We start from the raw sequence: 5,929 nt of genomic DNA on the forward strand, positions 1-5,929 counted from the left end.
CGCCGACGGGGCCACGCCCTCTCACGCCGGGGCCGCGTCCGCCTCCGCCGGCGCGGCGCTCGCATCGCCCGCCGAGTCCGCCGAGTCCATCTGGTCCGCGCGCCTGCGTAAGCGCACCGCCGCTCTGTGGGTCGTGTGGTTCGGGATCAACTTCTCCTACTACGGCGCCTTCATCTGGCTACCCAGCCTGCTCGTCTCTCAGGGCTTCGATCTGGTGAAGTCGTTCGGCTACACGCTCATCATCACCCTCGCCCAGCTGCCGGGGTACGCGGTGGCGGCGTGGCTCATCGAGATCTGGGGTCGGCGGGTCACGCTCGCGGTGTTCCTCACCGGTTCGGCGGTGGCGGCCGGACTGTTCGGCCTGGCGGACTCCCCGGCCACGATCATCGCCGCCGGCATGGCGCTGTCGTTCTTCAACCTCGGCGCGTGGGGAGCCCTGTACGCGATCGGCCCGGAGCTCTACCCCACCTCGACCCGCGGGTCCGGCACCGGCGCCGCGGCGGCGTTCGGGCGGATCGCCTCGATCATCGCGCCACTGCTCGTGCCGCTCCTGCTCGATCTGGGCGACACTGTGATGGTCTTCGGGGTCTTCGCCGCGGCCTTCGTCGTCGCCGCCCTCGCCGCCTTCACCCTCCCGGAGCGCAAGGGTTACGCACTCGAGGACACCTGACCGCAGACGCCTGGCGCCCGCACCACACGCCCCGCCCGCGCCCGGAGGGACGGATCAGCCCCGGTTCTCGCGCCCGTCACCCAGCTCGCGGATGCGGTCCTCCGCTGCGCGCAGCCGGTCTTCGCGCGCCTTCTGATCAGCCTTCTTGATCTTCTCGTAGGTCTTCTCGTCCGAATCGGTGAAGCGCAGGATCGCCCGCGGTGCGCCCAGCGTGACGATCATCGTCGGCCACACCATCCATGCGTACTGCCAGCCCACGATGAACTGCAGGACCAGGAACGCGATCATGGTGACGCCAAAGACGATCCCGTCGAGCGACTCGACCAGCTTGCCGCGCTTACGGAGGTCGTCCAGGTCGGCGTCGGGGTCGCGGGTGGCGGGAGCCGAGGACTGCGTGGGAGATAAGGACGACGACGACGAGGCAGGCATCAGCTCGCCGCGCCCGGCGGCCGCCGACTGGACGATCATGCCGTCGACCGAGGTCAGGGGGGTGCCGCCGGGCAGATCGCGAAACGAGCCGTGCAACTGACCCAGCGTGCGGGCGGCAGCCACGTCGCCGGAGCGGGCGTGGAAGTCGGGATCGTCGAGTCGGCCGGACGCGTAGTGGTCCCCGAGCGCAGTGAGGGCGTGCAGCCGCTCGGCATCGGAGAGCAGGAGATCGTCCGGGTCGGTCATGGGCTCAGGGTAGAAGGGAACGACGCCGGGCGCGACAGGGGATCGTCCCGATCCGCATCATCGGGCTACTGCCCCGAACCCGCTCGACGCGGCGGGGCGGGGGGCGCATCAGCTCCCAAGGTCGGCGATGTCCCAGGCCCACATGGTCAGAGACGTGATCGTCTCGACCGGGGCGTTCATCCGGGACAGCCCGTCGACGAGGTTCATCACGGCCGTGGAGATCGGGCCGAGGAAAGCAGGGTGTGGCATGACGATGCTCCTGACGTGAGCGAGTCGGGTCCGGGGTTACAGGCCGAGACCGAGTTCCATGACGCCGATGGCCATGTCGTACAACACATGGGCGAGCGGCTCCGCGGGGGTGTCGACGAGGAAGTCGATCGGAGCCATGAGCGAGCCGGAAACAGGGCCGAGAACTGAGGGATCCATGGGGGCCTCTCGTGCGGGTAGGGGGACGCGGAGCGTATAGACGACAACCGCCTTACGGTCCACCACACCACAGATTTCGAAGGAAACTATTACATTCGCATCACACTTCCCACCGTGTCTGTCACATCGGGCCGGCCTCGTGCGTCGAAGAGACATGAGCACACCACGACGCAGTACCGAACAGCGCAAACAGGTCAGCGCGGGCGCGATGGCACCCATGCTGGCACTCGAGGCCTACTCGCGGGCGCGGGTCTCCCGTGAGGACAGCCACCTCGTCCGGCTCCGCGTCTCGGCGGTGAACGGCTGCCGCTACTGCCTGGCCATGCACCGACGCGACGCCCGCAAGGACGGCTGGAGTGAGACCCGCATCGCGGTCGCCGAGACGTGGCCCGCCCACGCCGAGGAACTGTCCCCGGCGGAGCGGGCGGTCCTCGCGTTTGCGGACGCCGTCACCCACATCGACGGTGAGGACTCCGTGCCAGACGAGGTGTGGGACGAGGTGGCCCGCCACCGGGGCGAAAGCGGGGCTGGACAGCTCGTAATGGAGATCGTCACGATCAACGCATGGAACCGGATAGCGATCGCCACCCGCAAGGATCCGGCGACGCTGCGAGGCCTCGTCCCGAGCGACCTGGAACCGACGACCCGGCCATGACAGTGGCGCCACCGGCCAGCACGGCGCTGCCGGACCGCGCCGCGCTGGAGCGGGTGCGGGGCCGACTGCTCGGGGTGGGCTACCGCATCACCGGGACCTGGGCCGACGCCGAGGACGCCGCTGACGAGGCACTGGCGCGGTGGGTGGCGCTCGATCCGTCGTCCGCGCCCCGGAACGTCGACGCGTGGCTGACCACCGTGGCGACGCGGCTGTGTCTGGACCGGCTGCGCAGGCGCAAGCGGGAGGACTACGCGGGCGAGTGGCTGCCCGAGCCCGTCGACACCGCCCTGCTGCCGGCGGACCGGGCCGAGCGCCGCGACGATCTGCGGATCGCCGTGCTGCTGGCCTACGAACAGCTGGGCCCGGATGAGCGCGCGGCGTTCGTCCTTCGTGAGGCGTACGACCTGCCCTACGCCGAGATCGCCGACACCCTGGGCGCGGCTGTGGCCACCGTCCGCCAGTGGGTGAGCCGGGCCCGGCACCGCCTGGAGTCCGACCTGCGTCCACCCGAACCCGCCTCGGACGCGGTGATCTCGACCCTGGTGGAGGCCGTCCTGGCCGGCGATCTTCCGCAGACGATCGCCGCCCTCACCGCCGATGCCCGCGTGATCTCGGACGGCGGCGGCAAGGTCAATGCCGCCCGGCGGGACATCGTGGGGGCCCGTAAGTGTGCGTACTTCCTCATCAAGGCCACGGAATTCTCGGGCGGGATGATCGCGCCCGTCGAGGTCAACGGCGAGTTCGCGCTGGCGGTCCTCGCCCGCGGGGTCCTGCGGGTGGCGCAGGTCGGCGTGGTCGACGGCCAGATCTCACGCCTCTACTTCCACAGCAACCCGGACAAGCTCACCCGGCTGGCACTGCCCGAGGGGTTCGCGCCGGCCTGACGGTTCTAGGCTGGCGCCGGCACCCACATCGCCATCTCGCTCCCGCCGGGCTCACGGAAATGGAAACGGCGGCCACCGGGAAAGTCGAACGGCCCGAACGTCACCATGCCACCGGCGGCCTCGACCTGCTCGCGGGCCTCGTCGAGGTCCGGCACGCGGATCACCATGAGCGGGGCGGGGGACTGCTCGTCGTCGTCCCCCTGCACGCCCACGTCGATGCCCCCGCCGACCAGGCATGCGTACGACTCCCCGTACACGGTGGGTTCCCAGCCGCAGACCGTCGCGAGGAACTCGCTCGTGGCGGACATCGAGGTACTGGGGAACTCGACCAGCGTGATTTCGAGAGGGATCCGTGGCATACCGCCGACGTTACGAGTGTTGACGCCGTTCAGTAACGACTTCGCGCACCAACTGTGGCCGACGCGGCGGTCGGGATTACCCTCGCGGCATGGTCTCGACGATTCCGGGGGTCCTGTCCTCAGGCGCGCAGGCAGCCCGGGCGTTCACCTACAGTTCCCCGGCCCGCTCGGCGCTCCTGGCGTTCGCCGCGGCGATCGCGGTCTTCACGGTGCTGCTGATGATGCCCTGGGCCACCTCCTCGGGAGAGCACGCACACCTGCACGACGCGGTGTTCACCGCCACCTCCGCCGTGTCGGTGACCGGCCTGACCACCGTCGACACCGCGACCCACTGGTCCACGGCCGGGCAGGTGGTGATCCTGGCGGGCATCCAGGTCGGTGGCCTGGGGATCGTCACGATCTCCTCCCTGTTGGCACTCTCGGTGACCCGGCAGTTCGGGGTGCGTACCCGGCTGCTCGCCCAGACGGGCGTGTCGGCGGGTGGACTGGGCGAGGTCCGATCATTGATCAAGACCATCGTCGTCTCGTCCGCCCTGGTGGAACTCGTGATCGCGCTCATCCTCGCGCCCCGGTTCATCGCCCAGCAGGGCACGTTCGGGGACGGGCTGTGGCGCGCGGTGTTCTACGCGGTGTCGGCGTTCAACAACGCCGGGTTCGTCCTCCACCCCGACGGCCTGGCTTCGGTGGCCGACGACCCGGTCGTGTTCTGGGCGCTGATCTGCGCCGTGTTCCTGGGCAGTCTGGGTTTCCCCGTCCTGTTGGTGCTGTGGAAGCACCAGTGGCACCTGGGACGCTGGAACCTCCACACCCGCCTCACGGTCGAGGTCAGCGTGCTGCTCATGCTCGTCGGCGCCCTCGGGTTCGCCGCGCTCGAGTGGAGCAACGGGGCCACCCTCGGTGGCGAGGGCGTGGTCGACAAACTGCAGCACTCGGTGTTCGCCTCGGTGATGATGCGCTCCGGGGGTTTCGCCATCATCGACCCCGTCGACACGACGGCGTCGACCATGCTCATCACCGACGCCCTGATGTTCGTGGGGGGCGGTTCGGTCTCGACCGCCGGCGGCGTCAAGGTCACCACCCTGGCCGTCATCTTCCTGGCCTTCCTCGCCGAGGCCCGGGGCCGGGAGGACGCCACGGCACACGGGCGCGCGCTGCCCACCTCGTCGATCCGGGTCGCGGTGTCCGTGGCCGGGATGGGGCTCACGCTGGTCGCCGGATCCGCCCTGGCCCTGATGATCCTCACCGGTGAGGATCTCGGACGCCCCCTGTTCGAGTCCATCTCCGCCTTCGCCACCTGCGGGTTGAGTTCAGGTCTCAGCGCCGAACTCGAGCCGGCGGGGGTGTACCTTCTGTCCGGGCTGATGTTCGCCGGACGAGTCGGCATCATCACCTTCGCCACCGCGCTGACCATGCGAGCAAAGCGGACCAGGTATCGCCTACCCACAGAGAGGCCGATCATTGGCTGATCGCACCCGTCGCCAGTCCCCAGTCCTCATCATCGGCCTGGGCCGGTTCGGCGTCTCCCTCGCCACCCAACTCGTCGGCCAGGGCCGGGAGGTCCTCGCGGTCGAACGCGACCACGGACTCGTCCAGAGGTACGCCGACTCCCTGACCCACGTGGTGGAAGCCGACGCCACCGACCTCGAGGCGCTCCAACAGCTCGGGGCCCAGGACTTCTCCACCGCCGTCGTCGGCGTGGGCACCTCGATCGAGTCGTCCGTGCTGGTCGCGGTGAACCTCGTCGACCTGGGGATCGACCAGGTCTGGGCCAAGGCGATCAACCAGGCCCACGGCAAGATCCTCACTCGCATCGGATGCGACCACGTGGTGTTCCCCGAGCACGACGCCGGCGTCCGCGTGGCCCACCTGGTGGCCAACCAGATGATGGACTTCATCGAGTTCGACGAGGACTTCGCCATCGTCAAGATGCGGCCACCACGGGACGTCATCGGCAAGTCGATCGACTACTGCCACCCGCGCAAGCGTCACAAGGTCAACATCGTCGGCATCAAGGCCCCGGGAAGCCCGTTCCAGTACGCCCAGCCGGAGACCATCATCGGCCCGGACGACGTCATCATCGTGTCCGGCCACGTCCGCGATCTGGAGCGGTTCGCCGACTTCTCCGAGCGCAAGAGATAACCAGCGCCACGCGCCCGGAGGGCCGGGCCGGGTCGGACCTGCGCCCCGGGCCCGCATCCTGCACCCGTGCCCGGTCCCTGCACCCGTGCCCGGATCAGCGGCGTGCGGCGTCCCAGCGGGC

The 5,929-nt window shown here is 69.5% G+C and carries 9 protein-coding genes; 5 read left to right on the plus strand and 4 right to left on the minus strand.

What is annotated here, in order from left to right; genetic code table 11:
* The coding region (locus tag G6023_RS11440) for an MFS transporter (protein ID WP_241727824.1) at positions 1-670 on the plus strand (670 nt) is incomplete at its 5' end.
* 54 nt (positions 671-724) lie between these two features.
* Here G6023_RS11440 and G6023_RS11445 read toward each other — a convergent pair.
* From G6023_RS11445 to G6023_RS11455, 3 genes are all read right to left on the minus strand, one after another.
* The gene (locus G6023_RS11445) at positions 725-1,345 is read right to left on the minus strand and encodes a DUF1707 SHOCT-like domain-containing protein (RefSeq protein WP_182635577.1); all 621 of its coding nucleotides are present in this window, start codon (positions 1,343-1,345) and stop codon (positions 725-727) included.
* Between the two features lie 108 nt (positions 1,346-1,453).
* Positions 1,454-1,594, minus strand: coding sequence for a hypothetical protein (locus tag G6023_RS11450; protein WP_163376143.1), 141 nt, complete (start codon positions 1,592-1,594; stop codon positions 1,454-1,456).
* Positions 1,595-1,630: 36 nt separating this feature from the next.
* Positions 1,631-1,771, minus strand: a complete 141-nt coding sequence (locus G6023_RS11455; protein ID WP_156523631.1) for a hypothetical protein — start codon at positions 1,769-1,771, stop codon at positions 1,631-1,633.
* 154 nt (positions 1,772-1,925) lie between these two features.
* On the opposite strand from G6023_RS11455, the gene G6023_RS11460 reads away from it, so the two are divergent.
* Positions 1,926-2,426, plus strand: a complete 501-nt coding sequence (locus tag G6023_RS11460) for a carboxymuconolactone decarboxylase family protein (RefSeq protein WP_241727825.1) — start codon at positions 1,926-1,928, stop codon at positions 2,424-2,426.
* On the plus strand, positions 2,423-3,310 hold the full coding sequence (locus G6023_RS11465) for a sigma-70 family RNA polymerase sigma factor (protein WP_182635578.1): 888 nt from the start codon (positions 2,423-2,425) through the stop codon (positions 3,308-3,310). Before G6023_RS11460 ends, G6023_RS11465 begins: the two co-directional genes overlap by 4 nt.
* Before the next feature lie 5 nt (positions 3,311-3,315).
* On the opposite strand, the gene G6023_RS11470 is transcribed toward G6023_RS11465, so the two are convergent.
* Complete coding sequence (locus tag G6023_RS11470) at positions 3,316-3,669, minus strand: VOC family protein (RefSeq protein WP_119193321.1); 354 nt, start codon at positions 3,667-3,669, stop codon at positions 3,316-3,318.
* Between the two features lie 89 nt (positions 3,670-3,758).
* Here G6023_RS11470 and G6023_RS11475 point away from each other — a divergent pair, with 89 nt between their 5' ends.
* Both G6023_RS11475 and G6023_RS11480 read left to right on the plus strand, forming a co-directional pair.
* Positions 3,759-5,135 (plus strand): TrkH family potassium uptake protein, encoded by a 1,377-nt coding sequence (locus tag G6023_RS11475; protein WP_119193322.1) that lies wholly within the window; start codon positions 3,759-3,761, stop codon positions 5,133-5,135.
* Positions 5,128-5,808: a potassium channel family protein gene (locus G6023_RS11480; RefSeq protein WP_096906570.1), complete on the plus strand. Its 681-nt coding sequence runs from the start codon at positions 5,128-5,130 to the stop codon at positions 5,806-5,808. Before G6023_RS11475 ends, G6023_RS11480 begins: the two co-directional genes overlap by 8 nt.
* Positions 5,809-5,929: the final 121 nt, after the last annotated feature.

This window comes from Dietzia sp. DQ11-71 (assembly GCF_014144995.1).
Lineage (GTDB): Bacteria > Actinomycetota > Actinomycetes > Mycobacteriales > Mycobacteriaceae > Dietzia > Dietzia kunjamensis.

What these genes read in the sequence shown, in the direction of transcription:
- G6023_RS11445 (WP_182635577.1), bottom strand. Translation starts at nt 1,345, where the DNA reads ATGACCGACCCGGACGATCTCCTGCTCTCCGATGCCGAGCGGCTGCAC.
- G6023_RS11450 (WP_163376143.1), bottom strand. Translation starts at nt 1,594, where the DNA reads ATGCCACACCCTGCTTTCCTCGGCCCGATCTCCACGGCCGTGATGAAC.
- G6023_RS11455 (WP_156523631.1), bottom strand. Translation starts at nt 1,771, where the DNA reads ATGGATCCCTCAGTTCTCGGCCCTGTTTCCGGCTCGCTCATGGCTCCG.
- G6023_RS11460 (WP_241727825.1), top strand. Translation starts at nt 1,926, where the DNA reads ATGAGCACACCACGACGCAGTACCGAACAGCGCAAACAGGTCAGCGCG.
- G6023_RS11465 (WP_182635578.1), top strand. Translation starts at nt 2,423, where the DNA reads ATGACAGTGGCGCCACCGGCCAGCACGGCGCTGCCGGACCGCGCCGCG.
- G6023_RS11470 (WP_119193321.1), bottom strand. Translation starts at nt 3,669, where the DNA reads ATGCCACGGATCCCTCTCGAAATCACGCTGGTCGAGTTCCCCAGTACC.
- G6023_RS11475 (WP_119193322.1), top strand. Translation starts at nt 3,759, where the DNA reads ATGGTCTCGACGATTCCGGGGGTCCTGTCCTCAGGCGCGCAGGCAGCC.